This is a genomic window from Desulfofundulus thermocisternus DSM 10259 (assembly GCF_000686645.1).
Classification (GTDB): Bacteria; Bacillota; Desulfotomaculia; order Desulfotomaculales; family Desulfovirgulaceae; genus Desulfofundulus; species Desulfofundulus australicus.
Window position 1 is genome coordinate 1 of record NZ_KK365996.1, and the last position, 17,216, is coordinate 17,216.

The following is a 17,216-nucleotide window of genomic DNA, read 5'->3' on the forward strand; positions in this document are numbered from 1 at the left end:
AGTACCGGCGCTGGCCTCCAGGCAGACGGACGGGCTTGATTAAACCGCGCTTCTCCCAGTTGCGCAAGCTGTTCGGATGAACGCCCAATTTCTTTGCCGCTTTACTGATGGTTAATAGTTCCATAATTTTATGATAACTGTTTTGTTATATTTTATCAATATTTGTTGGCCTGTTGGTAACTGCTACAAACCTCCTTGAGATTGCTTTCGCGCGAAAAAATACCTTTTCCTTAACATTTATTTTTTCAGTTTTATCTTTCTGACTGGCAGCCTGTTTTTCCTTTAAACAAATAAATTAAATGGGCCGCGAGTTAACTGCCTCGCGGCCCTTCCAATCGGGGGTCCGGTTTATAAGCCCACCAGGGGCGTTAGAACAAGAACCCCGGCCAGCACAATGAGATAACCGATTATATCCAGGAGCAAGCCGTATTTGACCATCTGGGTAATGGGTACCATCCCCGAGCCGTAGACTATGGCGTTGGGAGGCGTGGAGACCGGTAGTACAAAAGCCATGCTTGCGCCCAGGGCGACAGCTACAGCGGGAGGGATGGGGTTTACTCCGGCAGCGCTGGCGATGCCGATGACGATGGGTACCACCATGGTGGCTGCAGCCGTATTGGAAGTTGTTTCCGTGAGCAGGATGGCCAGGCCCAGGGCCAGGGCGGTGATGGCCACCAGCGTATGGGCTCCTGTAATGGTTACGAGTCCTTTTCCGATAGCCCCGGCCAAGCCGGTCTTGAACATCATTTCACCCAGGGAAAGGCCTCCACCAAAGAGCAGCAGCGTGCCCCAGTCAATATGCACCGCCTGCTTCCAGTTCAAGGTGAACTCCCGTTTCTTGAAATCTACCGGCAGGAAAAAGAGCAGTGAAGCTGCAATAATGGCTACGCTGGCTTCCGGGAAAATGGCCTGGTAGGACTTGTAAAGGGGTGAGCCGGTACCGCCGCCAAAAAGGGCGATGAAACCCGGGGTGACCCAGAGGGCTACGGCCACCAGGAAAGCAATTAAAGCGTTTATTTCTCCCCTTTTCCAGGAACCCTGGGCTTTACGTTCAGCGGCAATGAAGGACGCTGCCCCCTTTAGGTCTTTCTGCGCAGATGGACACCGCCAGTTAAAATATAGCCAGAGTACCAGGAACATCAGCAGGGCGATGGGTAAAGCCAGCATCATCCACTGGAAGAAGACTATGCGCACTCCGGTAGCCTTCTCAATGAGGCCAATGGTGATCATGTTCGGAGGGGTACCAATGGGTGTGGCCATTCCTCCTATTGAAGCAGTGTAGGCAATTGTCAATAGCATCCCGGTCTGGTATTTGCTGTTATCGATTTCCCGGCCGTGCATGGTGGTAATAATCCTCTTCAGGGCCGTTAGAACGCCCAGGGTAATGGGGAACATCATGGCCGCGGTCGCCGTGTTGCTCAGCCACATGGAGAGAAACCCGGTTACTCCACCCACGCCCAGAAGGATCATGGAACTGGTCCGGGAAATGGAGCCCAGGGAAAGGATGCGCAGGGCAAAGCGCCTGTCCAGGCCGTGCACCTCCATGGCTTTGGCCAGTAAAAAGCCGCCCAGGAAAAGGAGGACGGTGGGATCGGCCATGGCCGTATAAGCTTCCCTGGCTGTGGCCACGCCTAAAACCACGGCAAGGGTTGGTCCGAGCATGGAAGCTACCGGGATGGGGACGCATTCAGTGATCCAGCAGGTAATGGTAAAGGCCATCACAGCTGCCATGGCGTGCGCCTGGGGAGAAAGACCGGGCATGGGCCAGAAATAAATAGCCAGAAATAATGCCGGGGCCAGGAAAAAGCCTGCTGTACGTCGCATATGCTCGAAACGTTCTTCCGCTTCTGAAATTGCTTGTTTAACCGGCTGCATTTGTGTTCTGCTCAAAGCGTCAGCTTTTGCAGATGACACATCTCGCACCACTCCTTTTATGTATTGTTATTAACATTTGAAAAATAAGCTATTTTGTTCTAAATAATTAGTAAATCTTAAAATAGGTAAATGTTTGCTACTTTTTGAATATTGTAATGCTTCTTTTTATTTGATAGCAAGTATTTGGTCATATTGTTCATTATGTGCAATAGAATTCCTCAGATTTTGCTGGTGCGCATTTGAAATATTACTTTAACTTATAAATTATAAGTTACCTATAAGAAATTACTTATAACGCAAAGTATTAAAATAGATTTCTTTCAGTCTCAGTTTGGTTTTAAAAGTTTATATTTTGCGATAAAAGCAGGGTTAATGGCAAAAAGAGCAGGCTATCATTTTTGAAAACTGATGAAGGAGATTTAACTGCCGTAGCGAATTTAAGCGGCTAAATATTTAATTCTTCGGGATTACTTATGATGAGGAATTCTAGAATTGTTTCCCGGTTAATTAAAATAGCGGGCAAAGAGAAGGTGTTTTCCTCCCCCGAAGACCTGTTCTGCTATTCCTATGACGGCACCTTTTTGTCTGTTGTTCCGGGGGTGGTGGTACGCCCTGCCTCCACACGGGAGGTGGCGGCCATATTGAGCCTGGCGTCCGCTGAAGGAGTTCCCGTAGTCCCCCGCGGGGCGGGGACGGGCTTGAGCGGCGGTGCCGTGCCGGTGGAGGGTAGTATCGTCCTCGACTTAACGGCCATGGACCGCATCCTGGAGATCGATACGGCCGACATGCTGGCGGTGGTGGAACCGGGGGTGATCACTGCCCGCCTGCACAGGGCGGTGGAGGAAAAAGGCCTTTTTTACCCGCCGGATCCTTCCAGCTCCAGCGTTTCCACCATTGGCGGGAACATTGCCGAGTGCGCCGGCGGTCCCCGGGGTTTGAAATATGGTGTCACCCGGGATTACGTGCTGGGGCTGGAGGTGGTTCTGGCCGGCGGGGAGGTTGTGATGTGCGGGGGCAGGACAGTGAAGAATTCCAGCGGGTATGATTTGACGGGCCTTTTTGTTGGATCCGAGGGCACGCTGGGCGTGGTTACGCGGGCTGTCCTGCGCCTGATCCCCAAACCGGAGGCCAGGAAGACTTTGCGGGCCGATTTTAAAGCCATTGAGCAGGCGGCGGAGGCCATTACTGCGGTGCTCGGCGCCGGGGTGGTGCCTTCGGCCCTGGAACTCATGGATGATGTAACCATCAGGTGTGTGGAAAATTACCTCCACACAGGACTTCCCCTGGATGTGGAGGCCATTCTTCTCATTGAGGTGGACGGGCCGGAGGCAGCCCTGGGTGAGCAGGCCGGGCTTATTGCCGCCCTCTGTGAAGAGCACGGTGCCGTGAGGGTGAGGGTGGCGCAGACACGGAAAGAAGAAGCGGAGTTGTGGCGGGCCAGGAAAGCCGTCTCCCCTGCTGTGGTCCAGGTGAAGCCCACCAAGATTTCCGAGGACGCCACCGTTCCCCGCAGCCAGGTGCCGGCCTTGATCAGAGCCATTAAGGAAATTGCCCGCAGGTACCGGTTGACCATTGCCATTTTCGGCCACGCCGGGGACGGCAACCTGCACCCCAACCTGCTGGTGGATAAAGGCGATCCGGACGAAATGGCCAGGGCGGAGGAGGCCATCAGGGAGATTTTTCAAGCGGCCCTGTCCCTGGGGGGGACCCTTTCCGGTGAGCACGGTGTCGGCCTGTTAAAGGCACCCTTTATGGAGCTGGAGTTCGGGCCCTGTGGGGTGGCCGCGATGAAAAAAATAAAAGAGTCCCTTGACCCCTCAGGTATTTTAAACCCGGGCAAGATTTTTGGGAGGGCTTGAGGGTTGCTGGAAAATAATGAAGAAGTAAGGTATCAGGTCAATCGCTGCAGCCGGTGCGGTTCCTGCCGGGAAGTTTGCCCCGTATTTTTACAGGCCGGAAGCGAACCCTGGGTGGCCAGGGCCAGGGTGCAGCTTGCCGGTGCTGCCCTGGAAGGCCATCTTCCCTTTTCCTGCCGCCTCGGCGAAATAATGAACGCCTGCCTGTTGTGCCGGGCCTGTGTGGCCCACTGCCCGAACGGGGTCAGGGTAGATGAGCTGGTGCTCTGGGCCAGGGCGGAGGCGGCCAGGAGGAAGGGGCTTTCACCGGCCAGAAAGGTTCTCCTGCGCGGTGTCCTGCCTTCCCGCAGGAAGCTGGCGCTGATCAGCAGGATGGCCGCCCTTTGCCAGCGGGCAAGTATTTTAAAGAACTTCCGCGGCATAAAGCTGCCGGTATTCCACCCCCTGCCCTTTACGCATTTATATCGCCCGGCAGGGTTAAAAAAGCCATCCTTTACCGTGGCCTACTTTGTGGGGTGCATGACGCAGTACGTTTACCACCAGACCGGGCGGGCCGTATTGAAAGTGCTGGAACAGAACAACGTGCAGGTGCTCCTGGCCGGTTCCGGCTGCTGCGGCATGCCGGCCCTGGCGGCAGGAGACCTGAAAACGGCCAGGTTGCTGGCCAGGCGCAACGTGGAAAGTTTAATAAAACTGGGAGCAGACTTCATTGTTACCGATTGCGCCACCTGCGGGGAAATGCTCAGGCTGTACGGCAGGCTGCTGGGGGATGAGGAGGCAGGGAAACTGGCCGGCAGGGTGCAGGATATCACCTTTTTTCTCGTACACACCGGCGGCTTTCACGAGGGTAAAATTAGGGTGCCACTGGTAGTTACTTACCACGACCCCTGCCACTTAAAGAGGGGGCAGGGGGTTTACCTGGAGCCGCGTAAAATCCTGACCGGTATTGACGGTCTTACCCTGGTGGAAATGCCCCGGAGCGATGCCTGCTGCGGCCTGGCCGGTTCCTTTGGTTTTACCCACCGCGAGCTTTCCCAGAAGATTTTGCGGGCGAAAATGGAGAACATCCGGGTTACGGGAGCGCAGGCAGTGGTTACGGGTTGTCCTTCCTGCCGCCTTCAGCTGGCCTCCGGCCTGGCAGGGGAAGGAGCGGCCCTGCCTGTTTTCCACACGGTGGAACTCCTGGCCCTGTCTTATGGTGGTTAGGGCGTGATAGCAGTTTTCCTGCAGGAGAATGTAAGCCCGGCACGATACATAAGGGTTTAAAGGCTGATAGAGGAGATGGAGCAAATGAAAGCCCCTCTTTTTGTGAAAATACGGCAGCATTTTCCCCGGCCGGTGATCAAAGATGTGCAGCAAATGGTCCGCACCGAATTAAAGAAAGTTAATCTCCGCTCGCGGCTAAAACCGGGCCAGCGCGTGGCCATCACCGCCGGTTCCCGGGGCATAAAAAACATTGTGGCCATCCTGCGCACGGTGGCAGAGGAGATCAGGGCGGCGGGGGCTGAGCCCTTTGTGGTGGCCGCCATGGGCAGCCACGGCGGGGGGAGCGCGGAGGGACAGAAAAAGGTGCTGGCCTCTTTAGGTATTACGGAAAGCAGCGTGGGGTGCCCGGTGATGGCTGCCGATGAGGTGGTGGAGGTGGGCAGGACGGCCAGCGGTAAGAGGGTTTTTTGCGATGCCCTTGCCTGGGAAGCCGGCGCTATCGTGGTGGTGAACCGCATTAAGCCTCATACCACCTTCCACGGCCCGGTGGAAAGCGGCCTTTTAAAAATGATGGCCGTGGGTCTGGGAAAGGCCAGGGGTGCTTCTGTTTTCCACCGCACAAAGCCGGGTGAAATGTCGCAGGCGCTTCTGGAGATGGGAGAGGTCTTCCTGTGCTCGGGAAGGGTGGTGGCCGGTCTGGCCGTGGTAGAAAATGGCTACGAAGAAACTGCTATCGTCGAGGCGGCGCCTCCCGAAGAACTGGTATCGATGGAGACGCGTCTTTTAAAAGCGGCCTACCACCTGCTGCCCCGGCTGCCGGTGGACGAGCTGGACTTCCTGGTGGTCAGGGAAATGGGCAAAAATATCAGCGGTACGGGTATGGATGTAAACGTAATTGGCAGGATGAGGATGGCGGGCGTGCCGGAGCCGGAACGCCCTTTTATTGCCCGGATCGTTGTTTTGGATTTAACCGATGAATCCCATGGCAACGCCACCGGTATCGGCCTGGCCGACTTTACCACTGCGCGCCTGGTGGAAAAGATAGACCGCGGGGCCACTTACCTGAACTGCATCACCAGCGGTAATGTGCAGCGGGCCATGCTTCCCATAGTTTTGCCCGGCGATCAGGAAGCCTTTGAGGCGGCTTTGAGGAGCCTGGGAGCGGAGGACACCTGCAGGTTGAGGGGAGCCATCATCAAAAATACTCTGGAGCTGGAATATCTCTGGGTTACGGCAAACCTGGTTGGTGAGCTGGCCTGCCGGGAGGGTGTGGAGATAATCACCCTGTCACGAAAATTCGAATTTAAGGATGTATTGCCATGTCTCGATTGACAACCGGCCATTGGTTGGCGGGTTGCCTGTTTAAATGTGGAGTGGCAGGATTTATCATTTGAAAAACGAATTTCCATAACCGGGAGCAATTGAGGGGGAGGTTATACTGATGCGCCTGTACCTGGTGGATGACCAGACCCTTACTGCCAGGGCCCTGCGGCGGGAATTAGCGGCCACGCTGGCCGGGTGGCCGGTCAGTGTAACAGTGTTGAATGTGGGTCTGGGGAACGGGGGCGCGGGTCTTGCTCCGGTGGGAGTGAAGGGGGTCAGGGAATTTTACGGCTCCCCGGCGGAGCTGGCCGGCAAACTGGCCGGGGCCGAGATCCTGGTGGTGCACAAGGCACCCGTAACTGAAGAAGTGATCGAAAGTGCACCCGGGCTGCGCCTGATTGCCTGTGCCCGGGCACACCCGGTGAATGTGGACGTCCGGGCGGCCTTGAAGCGGGGGATTCCCGTGGTGCATGCGCCGGGGCGGGCAGCCGATTCCACCGCCGATTTAACCATGGCCCTTTTGCTTTTTCTGGCCCGCAATATGAGGGAAACCTGCCGTCTGGTAAGCAATCTGGGGGCAGGCGCCTGGCAGTACGACTGCCGCAGCCAGCTGGAGGGAGTCGAGCTGGCCGGGAAGGTCCTGGGCATTATCGGTTTCGGGCAGGTGGGCCGCCGGGTGGCGGCCCGGGCGCAGGCCTTCGGCATGAACATCCTCGTCTACAGCCCCCATGTAGATCCCGCTGACATTCTTGCTGCGGGCGGCCGGCCCGTAACCCTGGAAGAACTCCTGTCAGCTTCCGATTTTGTCAGCCTCCATACCAGGCCCACACCCGAAAAAAGAGGCCTGATCGGTGCACCCCAGCTGGCGCTGATGAAAAGCTCGGCCTGCCTGATCAATACCGCCCGGGGTGAACTGGTGGATGAAGAAGCCCTCTACCGCGCATTAAAGGAAAAAAGGATCCGCGCCGCGGCGCTGGATGTTTTAATTTCAGAGCCCCCGCCGCCGGATCATCCTTTTTTTGCCCTCCCCAACGTCGTCCTGACTCCCCACCTGGGAGGTAAGACGGAAGCGGCGCCGGTGAAGGCGGCAAAAATTATTGTGGAAGAGATAGTTAATTTTTTAAGCGGTAAACCCCTGCACCATGTCATAAACGGGATTTAGGTTGTGCCATTCCTGCCAGAAATTTTGCCTTGTACTGCGCGCGTTCTTAATTTACACTTTTAATAAAGTCAAAATACTCTACAAGATGTGTCCGGCCCTTGCCGGCTCTTTTTTTGATTCAGAAAGAAAAGGGGTGTGGTGGATGAATAAGCGATTAATAAGGGTAATAATTTTTTTAATGGCCCTGCCTTTCCTGGTGACAGGGATGGCCGGTACCTGGAACAACCCCGCTTTATGTGTCTCACCGGCACTGGCTACGGAGGAAATCGGTCCCTCATTCCAGCAGGTGCCGGATTACCAGCCGCTGCAAAAGCAGCTGAAAGAGTACCTGGCCCGGCAGCCGGGAGTTTACGGCATCTATTTCAAGGACCTGCACTCCGGGGTCAGCTTTGATATCAACGGCGATGAGCCCGTAACTGCCGCCAGCACGGTGAAGGTACCCGTGGTTCTCTATCTGAACCATCTCGTCGCCCAGGGGAAGCTGGACTGGGACGACCGGGTGGTTTACGACAGCAAACAGGACTATCAGGGGGGAGCCGGTATCCTGCAGTTTGCCGCCCGGGACGGCGACAGCTATTCTCTGCGGGTGCTGGCCAACCTGTCCATAACCATCAGCGACAACATTGCCTACCGGATGCTGGTGCGCCACCTGGGTAAAGATAATGTGGCCCAATTTATGCGCGACCTGGGCGGGCAAACCGTGTTCCCCGGCGGGGAGAATATCACCACCGCCCGGGACATGGGCCGGTATATGGAGGCGGTGCTGGAATTCAGCCGTGAGCACCCCGCCCTGGGCGAACGCCTGCTGGATGATATGGCTCACCCCATTTACCATGTGGGCTTGCCCGGCAAACTCCCGCCGAAGGTAAGGGTGGCTCATAAGGAAGGGGATGTCTGGGGTGTGGCCAACGATGTCGGGATTGTTTTTGCCGAACACCCTTACATCCTGGTGGTGCTGTCCAGAGGGGAAACGGATGTGGATAAAGGATTTGCCCGCATTGCGGAGATTTCCCGGATGGTCTATGACTACCAGATGAACCTGAAGCGGTAATTGTCATGCCAAAGGCCCGGCGTTATGCAGATTGCGCCAGGCCTTTTTTTACACTCAAAACCTTTCTTTCTTTCCGGGGAGTGCCGGGAGCAGGTGGAATAAAATCGTTAAGCTTTTTTCGCTACCAGATCGTCCAGCGTCTTAAAGGTGTACCCCTGGGCCCTGGCGTCTTTAAGGATGCGGTCCAGGGCTTCGGTGTTGTCCCTGGATACGGCGTGCAGCAATATTACCGCCCCGTTGTGCAGGTTATCCATTACCGACTGGTAGGCTTCCTGGGGGCCTCCGGGCATGGGTACCCAGTCCACCAGGGCCAGGCTCCAGAAAATATTGTAATATCCCAGTTGCCTGGTTACGGCCAGGGTGCGCTCACTGTATTCCCCCTTGGGCGGGCGCAGGTATTTCATCTTCTTCCCCGTCAGCTTGGTGAAAAGTTCTTCCACCGACTGCAGCTCTTTCCTGATCTCCTCGTCGCTGATGTCGGGCAGGCTGGGGTGGTTCATGGTGTGGTTGCCCACGATGTGCCCTTCAGCCACCATGCGCTTCACCAGCTCCGGCCGGGTTTTGAGGTAATGCCCGGTGACGAAAAAGGCGGCCTTAACGTTGTTGGCTTTGAGAACGTCCAGTATTTTAGGTGTATAGCCGTTTTCGTAACCTTCGTCAAAGGTCAGGTAAAGCACTTTTTCCTCGGGACTACCGATCCAGTAAGCGTCATACCGCGCCAGGGTGTCGCGGATTGCTCTGGGCATTTCCGGCTGCTGGTGGTTGTCGTTGCGTTTAATACCCCAGCCGTGGCGCTCGTTGGACAGGGAAAGGGAAGGGGAGTTGCCGGCCTGGTTTTTTCTGTCGCTGCTGCTATTTTCCCCGGTATTTTTCTTTTCATTTTCAGTTTGGGGGGGTGGGGACCCTGCCTTATTATCGGCCGGTTTTGGGGGTACGCTGGCCGTTGTTTTTTCTTCCGCAGGCCGTGAAGAATAAACTTCCGTGGCAGTGGACTTCGGGTTGTCCCCCGCCAGGTACACCCTGCCGGCATAAAAACCGCCGATAATTGCGGCCATTAAAAAGGCCACTATTGCTATAGCATATCGGGACAACGGGTTTTCCTCCTTTAGCGGGAAAAATCTCTGAAATTAGCTTGGGCAGGGATATGAGGAATTATTCCCGCCTTTAAGTTGATAAACTCAAAAATTCGACACCTTGCGTCGTTAACCCTCTTTTGTTAGGTAAGGATTTGTTAATACCGGGTTTATTCCAGATATAAAATGGCTATTTTCTGCTGCAATTCTTTTGTTCTTATATTTGCAATAGAAAAGATGGGAAAAACTTAAAACAGTGACAAATTTATTTTAAAATTAAAAAAGAAACATCATTTGAAAAATAAAATCTGTATTTTTAATAATAATTAACCAGATAATTATTATGTTAACATTGAAGGATATCTTAAAACAATGTCGAAATATAAAGTGTCTAAATATTTGAACTCTTTTCGGAGAAAGAGGGGAAACGTATGCCTTTTAAGAAAGGCTATTCTCCTTACCTGTCGGATGAAAAGAATGGGGACGATCATTTGCTGGCTTTGCATAGAGCAGATCACCTGGCAATTGGTTGGCAAAGGGGGAAAATAAACGGGAAGCAGCAGTTTGACTCTATTCGTATTTCTTCCAGCGAAATTGGTCTTTATTATACTAATGGTCAGGCGTATACTCTGGGCGTAAACAGTGCTTATGAATGTTTGACCGGTCTTTGCGGGGAAGAATTGTACGGGCGTAATATGAGTGAACTGGTGGCCCACCGGTATTTCGATCGTTCTGTTTCCCTGATGGTTCTGGAACAGGGACGTCCTGTAACCATCCCCCAGCATGTACTCAGAACCGGGCAGAAAGTGATGGTAACCGGGAATCCCGTATATGATGAGGAAGGGAAAATTATCCTGGTAGTAACTACGGTAAAGCCACTGAAAAACAATAAGGGGAAACCTGCCCCGGCGACGCCGGCCAGTCATCTTGTTGAGCTGGAAGGTATAGGACCGGTTGTGGCGGAAAGCGAAGCCATGAAGCGGGTGGTGCACAGGGCTATTCGTGCCGCATATTCAAATGCTACCGTTTTAATCCAGGGTGAGTCCGGTACCGGCAAGGAAATTGTGGCCAGGATCATCCACGAATACAGTCCGCGAAAACATAAACCGTTTGTTGTGGTTAACGCGGCTGCTATTCCAGGCGAACTTTTCGAAGCAGAATTGTTTGGCTATTATCCGGGTGCTTTTACGGGTGCCAGACGGGAAGGTTATGCCGGTTTGGTTAAGGCTGCCAATGGGGGTACCCTGTTCCTGGATGAAATCAGCGAGGTTCCTCTATCTGCCCAGGTTAAACTGTTGCGTTTAATTCAAAATAGAGAATTTTATCCCCTGGGCAGCGGCCGGCCGGAAAGGGTGGATGTGCGAATTGTGGCGGCATCCAATCGGGATCTGGTGAAACTTGTCCAGGAGGGGCGTTTTAGGCAGGATTTATATTACCGGTTGAATGTTGTACCGGTTTATATTCCTCCCCTGGCCAAACGGCAGGAAGATATAATTCCCCTGGCTAACCATTTTATTCAGTTTTATGCGGAACGTTATAATGCCGGTAAAAAGATTCTCACGCCGGATGCCTGCAGAGAGTTGCTAAATTACCGGTGGCCGGGAAATGTGCGGGAATTGCAGAATCTAATGGAACGGCTTGTGGTTCTGGGGTCCGGGGTATCAATTACCGGCCGGATGATATCCGATGAATTACAATCTGAGCAACTCTGCACCTGCCATGTGACAGAGGGCGGCGAAAATAACCTGGAAAGGGCGGTAGAAGCATTCGAAAAGGATCTTATCTGGCGTACCCTGCAGTTGTATCCCACCCAGGAAGAAGCATCCCGGGCATTAGGAATTCACCGGACTACACTGGCCCGGAAAATAAAGAAATACTTTTCTTAAAGTCCTTAACCGTGCAAAGTTGCGCGGTTTTTTGTTGCACTAATGCTGCATGCAGAAGGGGATTTAAGAATACCGGGGAGTATGTCGGCCTTAAAACCCGGGAAAATCAAGGTTTTAAGCTTTATGGTGCTGTGTTTTTGTGCAGGCATGAATTTTGAAAAATAACCTTAATGTCAAATATCAAAACATTTTTGCTGGTATGCTTGGGGGTGCTTCATAATGAAAATCAGTTATTTCTGGACATCAGGCACAATTATTACTGGATGGGGCAGTCTGGGGAGAATTGCGGATGAGGTAAAAAATCTTGGGGTAACCAGGATTCTCCTGGTGACAGATCCCGTGCTTTTAAAAACCGGTCTTGTGGATAAGGTGAGGGAGGCCCTTGCTCCCGCCGGTCTGGAAACCGGGCTCTTCAGCGAGGTGGAGCCCGAACCGCGCCTGGAGGTTGTGACTAAATGCCAGCAGGCCATTAAAGATGGTGGTTATGACCTGCTGGTAGCGGTTGGCGGTGGCAGTTCCATGGACGTGGCCAAAGCTTCCGCTGTTTTAGTCACCAACTCCGGAACGATTGATGATTACATTGGTGTTAATTTGATCCCCAGGCCCGGTTTGCCTGTTGTGGCGGTACCCACTACAGCGGGTACAGGTAGTGAGGTGACACCCATTGCTATTCTTTCCGATGAAAACGAGCAGCTCAAAAAGGGTGTGGTCAGCCCCTACCTTCTCCCCAGAGTAGCCATTGTGGACCCGGAGTTAACGGTTACAATGCCGCCCCACATTACTGCAGCTACCGGTATGGATGCCCTGACTCATGCGGTGGAAGCTTATATTTCCGTTAATGCCACCACAATCACCGATTCCCTGGCCCTGACAGCCATCAAGCTTATTTCCCGATACCTGCGTACAGCAGTGGCCAATGGGGAGGATAGGGAAGCCAGAGAGAATATGGCTATGGCCAGCCTGCTGGCAGGGATTGCTTTTGCTAACGCCGGTGTGGGCGCCGTACACGCGCTAGCTTACCCGCTGGGTGCGCAGTTCCATGTTCCCCATGGCGTGGCCAATGCAGTATTGCTACCATATGTCATGGAATCAAACCTGCTGGGTGCTCTGCCCAGGTTTAAAGCAATGGCTTTAGCCATGGGGGAAAGGGTTGAGGAATTGTCTGACCGTGCTGCGGCTGATAAATTTATAGAGGCCATCAAGCAGCTATCCACCGATATTAGAATTCCCCTGCATCTCCGCGATCTTGGGGTAACTGCTGAGTCCATACCGGGCATGGCCGAGGGTGCAATAAAGGTAACCCGCCTGCTGGCCAACAACCCGCGCAAGCTCACGGTGGACGACATCAGGGAAATCTACGAAAGAGCATTTTAAAGGCAAAGAAAGGAAGACTTGAAACATGAGAGGCTTTTACGGGCGATTGCTCCGCATTAACCTGTCAAGCAGGCAGTGGCAGGCGGAGGAAATTCCGGATGAGGTTCTGGGTGCCTACCTGGGCGGTAAAGGTTTGGGCACTTACCTGATGCTCCAGAACATTCCGCCCGGGGCCGACCCCCTGGGTCCGGAAAACTGCCTGATATTTACCACCGGTCCCATAACAGATACGATCATGTTTGGTTCCAATCGATTTGGAATTTTTGCCAGGTCACCTCTAACCGGGTTTTACGGTGAGTCTTACTCAGGGGGTCAGGTTGGGGCGGCAATAAAGAAAACCGGTTACGATGCTATTATTATTCAAGGCCAGGCAGAAAATCCAATTTTGCTGGAAATATCCGATCAGGGTGTCCGTTTCCGGGACGGTACAAAGCTGTGGGGTATGGATTGTTATGCTACAGAAAACGGGGCACTGGAGGAGGTAGGTACAGACGATGCCCAGGCAGTGGTGATTGGTCCAGCTGGCGAGAATCTGGTCTCCTATGCCTGTATAGAAAATAATTACTGGCGTTCTGCGGGGCGGACCGGCATGGGTGCCGTAATGGGGTCAAAAAAACTAAAGGCCATTGTTTTTCACGGCCGGACTGCCTGTGAGCTGGCCGACCCCGCAGGTCTTAAACAATACGTCACCGGGCTGGCTCAGAAGGCCAGGGATAACCCTGGGGTGCTCGGCTACCGGAAATACGGAACGCCCCAGCTTGTATCGTTATTAAACTCGGTCGGTGCCTTTCCGGCCAGGTACTGGTCACGGGGAAGTTTGCCAGGATGGGAGTCACTGACAGGCGAATACCTGATCGAGAACTTTGAAGTGCAGCCCAGGGCCTGCCGCCCCTGTGTGATGGCCTGTGGCAAACTTACCAGGGTGACCAGCGGGAAATATGAGGGATTGGCGGTCGAAGGTCCGGAATATGAAACTATTTATTCGTTCGGTGGATTATGCTGTATCCATGACCTGGCTGGAATTATTTACCTGAACGATATATGTGACAGGCTTGGATTGGATACCATCAGTGCAGGTAACATGGCAGCTTTTGCCATAGAAGCGGCGCAAAGAGGAGCATTGGACGTTAAAGTGGCTTACGGGGATGTGGAAGGTATTGCGCAACTGCTTCACCAGATAGCCCGGCGGGAGGGCGTGGGTGACCTGCTGGCCCGGGGTATCCGGGTGGCGGCGGAAAAACTGGGGCTGACCGATCTGGCCATTCATGTTAAAGGACTGGAACCGGCCGGCTACGACCCCCGCGTGTTGCAGGGCATGGGCCTGGCCTATGCCACCTCTCCCCGGGGTGCATGCCACCTGCGCGCTACTTTTTATAAACCCGAACTGGCCGGGATCATTGATCCGAAAGTAACTCACGGAAAAGCAGAACTATTCATTGATTATGAGGATCGGCTGGCCATTTATGATGCCCTTATTCTCTGCCGTTTTTACCGGGACCTGGTTTTATGGGATGACCTGGTTACGCTGGTCAATGTTACCACGGGTTTGGGCGTGGATGCAGGACAGTTGCGCCGCATTGCCTCGCGCATAGTTAATGCTACCCGTCAATTTAACCTTTTACAGGGACTGACCAGGGAAGACGATAACCTGCCGCTGCGCTTCTTTAAAGAACCCCTGGAAAAAGGTGATGTTCTACCGGAAGAGAACTTCAGGCAGTTGCTGGCCGATTATTACCGCCTGCGCGGGTGGGATGAAGACGGACGTCCCAAAGAAGACATAACCACTTGAGCGCAAACAATTCCATGCTACTTTTGCTTTGAAGGTGGTTTTAAGGTTTTATTATGAAGAATTTAAGGAGGAGAAATAAAACATGAGGAACTGGCGCGCTATTAGACCCGATGGTGTTGAAGTACCGTACTGGCCTTTGGGCCCCTTTAAAATTAGATTGCCTGGCGTACATTACCGCTGGGAGTGGGCGGATTACATTCAGGGACTGGTTATGTGTGCCGTCTGCTTGTCTATTATCCCGGTTTTACAGGATACCCTGGGTATGCCCTTTGAGGTAGCCCTGGCCATTGTAGTGTTAAACGGTATTTTTTACTGTCTGCACGCTCTGTTGGGTGACCCTGTGGTACCCGGTTGGGTAACACCTGCCATCCCGTTACTTGTAGCTTATGTTTCCAGTTTTCCGCAAGGACCGGAAAGAATGCACGCATTAATTGCTTTTGAGCTTTTGTTAGGATTGTGGTGTCTCTTTTTGGGGGTTACGGGATTAGCAAACAAGGTAATTGCTTCAATTCCGCCGGCCATTAAATCTGGAGTGATTATTGGGGCTGGTATATCAGCCATATATATGATCTTTCAAAAGGGAGGACGTTTTGAACAATTCCCCATCACTATTACCATTGCTATTGGTCTTGCCTTTTGGATGATGTATGCCGAATCCTTTAAAAAACTGGCTGAAAGGAACAAGGTTGCCCGTATTATTTCCAACCTGGGTATTTTACCGTCCATATTGTTAGCGGTGTTTGTGGCAGCTTTAGTCAAGGAAAGTGGTTTCCCGGCAATTGAATGGGGTATCTCACGTCCCGACTTTGCTACTCTGTGGACCGATTGGGTACCATGGGGTACACTCGGCTGGCCTTCGATTGACTATTACATTAAAGCTTTCCCCCTTGTCCTGGCTGCTTATATAGTAATATTTGGGGATGCCGTTCAGTGCCAGGCTATTATCAAGGATGCTCAAAAATTCCGGCCCGACGATCCTGTCGACTATAACCCCAGCCGGGCGCACCTGGTAGTTGGGCTGCGTAACACCGGAATGAGTATTCTCGGCCCCGATATCTCCATGTGCGGGCCTATCTGGGCAGCCATGACCGTAGTGACTTATGAAAGATGGAAAAATGGCCGGGCGGCGATGGATTCTTCCATTGGTGGGGTGGGTTCTTTCCGGTTCGGGACTCTGACGGGCTACTTCATTTTACCTATAGTTAGCCTGGTAAGACCGATTCTGCCGGTGGCCCTCTCTCTGACCATGCTTATCCAGGGATTTGTTTCCCTGTATGTGGGAGTTAAAGAATCAAGAAATATTAAAGACCTGGGTATTGCAGGCATAGTGGGAGGTATGCTACTGGCCAAAGGAGCAGCTTACGCCTTCGGTGCGGGAATAATCATGTGCTTGCTGGTCTACGGGCGTAATTTCTTCCATGGTGACTCTACTCCCAAATTGTTCTCAGAAGAAGAAGTTTTTCAGCCAGCTGAAAAGGCTACCGGCTGTTAATATTGGTGATGTTCAAAAGATTTTGGTCCGGGGGCGGGGGGGGAATTCCCCCCCCCCCGCCTTATTAATTGTCATTCCCGCAGGTAGCATGAAGGAGTTCCATTTCCGAATTTCCCGCGTTCCAGCCGTCGTTGTCCTGCAGGAGTTTATGTTGACAGCGGATAAAAAGCCCGGCGAACACAGTGCGGGTTGGGTATTGACATGGCGATGCTTTTCTGCTAATATAAAAACTGCGCCTGGAGAAAGTGAAACAGGCCGGCGTAGCTCAACTGGCAGAGCAGCTGACTTGTAATCAGCAGGTTGCGGGTTCGAGTCCCATCGCCGGCTCCAGTTTTTCCCGTGGAGGGGTTCCCGAGTGGTCAAAGGGAGCAGACTGTAAATCTGCCGGCTGACGCCTTCGCAGGTTCGAATCCTGCCCCCTCCACCACCTTATTTATCAACCGGACTTTTTCAAGAGAATAGGGTTTGAAAGAGTTCCGGTTCTGTGTTATAATATAATGTGGTAACTTTACGACGCGGGGTGGAGCAGCTGGTAGCTCGTCGGGCTCATAACCCGAAGGTCGTAGGTTCAAATCCTACCCCCGCAACCATGCCACTATAGCTCAGTAGGTAGAGCGCGTCCTTGGTAAGGACGAGGTCACCGGTTCAATCCCGGTTAGTGGCTCCAGTTTCAGAGGTCAGAAGTCGGAAGTCTGAAGTCGGAGGGAGTTGCGTGGCATCAGGTCTATTGAGGGTAACCAATTCTGACTTCCGATATCCGACAGCTGACTTCCATTGATGGCGGCGTAGCTCAGCTGGTTAGAGCAAGCGGTTCATACCCGCTGTGTCCGGGGTTCGAGTCCCTGCGCCGCTACCACAGGTGAATCACCAGCTTGACTGGAAAGCTGGTGATTTTTATTTTGTGCAGCAGGAATTTTGAGCCCTTTAGCGAATCTTGTGTCCTGTGGCTTATATTGCATGATTTAAAGAAAAGTGGTAATAATTTAGAAGTGTGTAAAAAAGTGGGTTAACGTGAGGAGGAGGAGAAGAAGACTATGGCCAAGGCCAAATTTGAGCGGACGAAACCCCACGTGAACGTAGGGACGATTGGGCACGTGGACCACGGGAAGACCACATTGACGGCGGCGAT

At 53.0% G+C, this 17,216-nt stretch carries 13 protein-coding genes and 5 tRNA genes; 15 read left to right on the forward strand and 3 right to left on the reverse strand.

Annotation, left to right across the window (positions count from 1 at the left end):
• Nucleotides 1-124: MerR family transcriptional regulator (locus BR83_RS16875; protein WP_114679234.1), on the reverse strand; the 124-nt coding region annotated here is incomplete at its 3' end.
• A gap of 224 nt (nt 125-348) precedes the next feature.
• Nucleotides 349-1,914, reverse strand: a complete 1,566-nt coding sequence (locus BR83_RS0114295) for an SLC13 family permease (RefSeq protein WP_207640206.1) — start codon at nt 1,912-1,914, stop codon at nt 349-351.
• Nucleotides 1,915-2,351: 437 nt separating this feature from the next.
• On the opposite strand from BR83_RS0114295, the gene BR83_RS0114300 reads away from it, so the two are divergent.
• From BR83_RS0114300 to BR83_RS0114320, 5 genes are all read left to right on the forward strand, one after another.
• Nucleotides 2,352-3,734, forward strand: a complete 1,383-nt coding sequence (locus BR83_RS0114300; protein ID WP_034635643.1) for an FAD-binding oxidoreductase — start codon at nt 2,352-2,354, stop codon at nt 3,732-3,734.
• A gap of 3 nt (nt 3,735-3,737) precedes the next feature.
• Nucleotides 3,738-4,937: a (Fe-S)-binding protein gene (locus BR83_RS0114305; RefSeq protein ID WP_027357619.1), complete on the forward strand. Its 1,200-nt coding sequence runs from the start codon at nt 3,738-3,740 to the stop codon at nt 4,935-4,937.
• A gap of 84 nt (nt 4,938-5,021) precedes the next feature.
• Entirely contained in the window at nt 5,022-6,269 is a 1,248-nt protein-coding gene (locus BR83_RS0114310; protein ID WP_027357620.1) for a nickel pincer cofactor-dependent isomerase, group 22, read from the forward strand.
• A 109-nt stretch (nt 6,270-6,378) separates the two neighbouring features.
• Nucleotides 6,379-7,422 carry an NAD(P)-dependent oxidoreductase gene (locus BR83_RS0114315; RefSeq protein ID WP_051618295.1) on the forward strand — a complete coding sequence of 348 codons (1,044 nt, stop codon included), beginning with the start codon at nt 6,379-6,381 and terminating at the stop codon, nt 7,420-7,422.
• A gap of 142 nt (nt 7,423-7,564) precedes the next feature.
• On the forward strand, nt 7,565-8,473 hold the full coding sequence (locus BR83_RS0114320; protein WP_034635653.1) for a serine hydrolase: 909 nt from the start codon (nt 7,565-7,567) through the stop codon (nt 8,471-8,473).
• Between the two features lie 107 nt (nt 8,474-8,580).
• Here BR83_RS0114320 and pdaA read toward each other — a convergent pair whose 3' ends face one another.
• Nucleotides 8,581-9,564, reverse strand: a complete 984-nt coding sequence (pdaA, locus tag BR83_RS0114325) for a delta-lactam-biosynthetic de-N-acetylase (protein WP_027357623.1) — start codon at nt 9,562-9,564, stop codon at nt 8,581-8,583.
• 413 nt (nt 9,565-9,977) lie between these two features.
• Between pdaA and BR83_RS16210 the strand changes: the two genes are divergently transcribed.
• The 10 genes from BR83_RS16210 to BR83_RS17705 form a co-directional block, all read left to right on the forward strand.
• Nucleotides 9,978-11,432, forward strand: a complete 1,455-nt coding sequence (locus BR83_RS16210) for a sigma-54 interaction domain-containing protein (protein WP_034635644.1) — start codon at nt 9,978-9,980, stop codon at nt 11,430-11,432.
• Nucleotides 11,433-11,651: 219 nt separating this feature from the next.
• Nucleotides 11,652-12,806: an iron-containing alcohol dehydrogenase gene (locus tag BR83_RS0114340; RefSeq protein WP_027357624.1), complete on the forward strand. Its 1,155-nt coding sequence runs from the start codon at nt 11,652-11,654 to the stop codon at nt 12,804-12,806.
• A gap of 25 nt (nt 12,807-12,831) precedes the next feature.
• Nucleotides 12,832-14,595 (forward strand): aldehyde ferredoxin oxidoreductase family protein, encoded by a 1,764-nt coding sequence (locus BR83_RS0114345; RefSeq protein ID WP_027357625.1) that lies wholly within the window; start codon nt 12,832-12,834, stop codon nt 14,593-14,595.
• Between the two features lie 82 nt (nt 14,596-14,677).
• Nucleotides 14,678-16,087, forward strand: a complete 1,410-nt coding sequence (locus BR83_RS0114350; protein ID WP_034635645.1) for a solute carrier family 23 protein — start codon at nt 14,678-14,680, stop codon at nt 16,085-16,087.
• Nucleotides 16,088-16,341: 254 nt separating this feature from the next.
• Nucleotides 16,342-16,417: transfer RNA gene (locus BR83_RS0114355), tRNA-Thr, on the forward strand.
• An 11-nt stretch (nt 16,418-16,428) separates the two neighbouring features.
• Nucleotides 16,429-16,514: transfer RNA gene (locus tag BR83_RS0114360), tRNA-Tyr, on the forward strand.
• A gap of 87 nt (nt 16,515-16,601) precedes the next feature.
• Nucleotides 16,602-16,677 (forward strand) — tRNA-Met (locus BR83_RS0114365).
• Between the two features lies 1 nt (nt 16,678).
• Nucleotides 16,679-16,754: transfer RNA gene (locus BR83_RS0114370), tRNA-Thr, on the forward strand.
• Between the two features lie 112 nt (nt 16,755-16,866).
• Nucleotides 16,867-16,943 (forward strand) — tRNA-Met (locus BR83_RS0114375).
• Nucleotides 16,944-17,121: 178 nt separating this feature from the next.
• Nucleotides 17,122-17,216, forward strand: a 95-nt coding sequence (locus tag BR83_RS17705) for a GTP-binding protein (RefSeq protein ID WP_017173303.1), incomplete at its 3' end; no start/stop codon positions are given.

What these genes read in the sequence shown, in the direction of transcription:
- BR83_RS0114300 (WP_034635643.1), top strand. Translation starts at nt 2,352, where the DNA reads ATGAGGAATTCTAGAATTGTTTCCCGGTTAATTAAAATAGCGGGCAAA.
- BR83_RS0114310 (WP_027357620.1), top strand. Translation starts at nt 5,022, where the DNA reads ATGAAAGCCCCTCTTTTTGTGAAAATACGGCAGCATTTTCCCCGGCCG.
- BR83_RS0114315 (WP_051618295.1), top strand. Translation starts at nt 6,379, where the DNA reads ATGCGCCTGTACCTGGTGGATGACCAGACCCTTACTGCCAGGGCCCTG.
- BR83_RS0114320 (WP_034635653.1), top strand. Translation starts at nt 7,565, where the DNA reads ATGAATAAGCGATTAATAAGGGTAATAATTTTTTTAATGGCCCTGCCT.
- BR83_RS16210 (WP_034635644.1), top strand. Translation starts at nt 9,978, where the DNA reads ATGCCTTTTAAGAAAGGCTATTCTCCTTACCTGTCGGATGAAAAGAAT.
- BR83_RS0114340 (WP_027357624.1), top strand. Translation starts at nt 11,652, where the DNA reads ATGAAAATCAGTTATTTCTGGACATCAGGCACAATTATTACTGGATGG.
- BR83_RS0114345 (WP_027357625.1), top strand. Translation starts at nt 12,832, where the DNA reads ATGAGAGGCTTTTACGGGCGATTGCTCCGCATTAACCTGTCAAGCAGG.
- BR83_RS0114350 (WP_034635645.1), top strand. Translation starts at nt 14,678, where the DNA reads ATGAGGAACTGGCGCGCTATTAGACCCGATGGTGTTGAAGTACCGTAC.